The organism is Novipirellula rosea, from assembly GCF_039541335.1.
Classification (GTDB): Bacteria; Planctomycetota; Planctomycetia; order Pirellulales; family Pirellulaceae; genus Novipirellula; species Novipirellula rosea.
In genome coordinates this window covers 1-535 of the sequence record NZ_BAABGA010000034.1, presented here as the reverse complement: position 1 = coordinate 535, position 535 = coordinate 1, and the positions used below count along the sequence as shown (strand labels likewise).

Here is a 535-nt window from a genome sequence, read left to right as displayed (position 1 = left end):
GTTCCTTCGTCCACGGCAGCCGTCGGGGCAGCCGAGACATCCAGTACCGGTGCCACGTTGGCTTCAACTACCGTCACGGTAATCGTCTGGCTGGTCGTCGCCGTACCGTCATTGACAGTCACGTTGAAGGTATAAACGCCTGGACCGTCGGCTTCGACCGGACTCAGCGTGACGACCCCGGTTCCGCTGTCGATTGTGACGAAGGCGGGTTCACTGCTCAGCCCGTAAGTCAGCGTCTGCGGCGAACCGGATACCAGATCACTGTCACTGCCAGCGGCGGTGAAGGTCTGCGACGTTCCTTCGGCAATCACCTTATCGCCGATCGGGGCCAGCGTTGGAGCTGCGTTCACTTCACCCACGGTGATCGTGATCGTTTCACTATCGCTGCCGCCGTTGCCATCGCTGACCACCACATCGAACGTGTGGACTCCGTCTTGAGCTTCGCTCGGTGTCCAACTGAACGCACCCGTGGCGGGGTTGATGACCGCTCCAGCAGGAACACTGCCGGCTCCGTTAGCCAAGCTGAACGTCAGGG

The 535-nt window shown here is 61.1% G+C and carries 1 protein-coding gene; it reads right to left on the bottom strand.

Annotated elements, in window-relative coordinates:
• The coding region (locus ABD971_RS12805) for a putative Ig domain-containing protein (RefSeq protein WP_345322605.1) at nt 1-535 on the bottom strand (535 nt) is incomplete at both ends.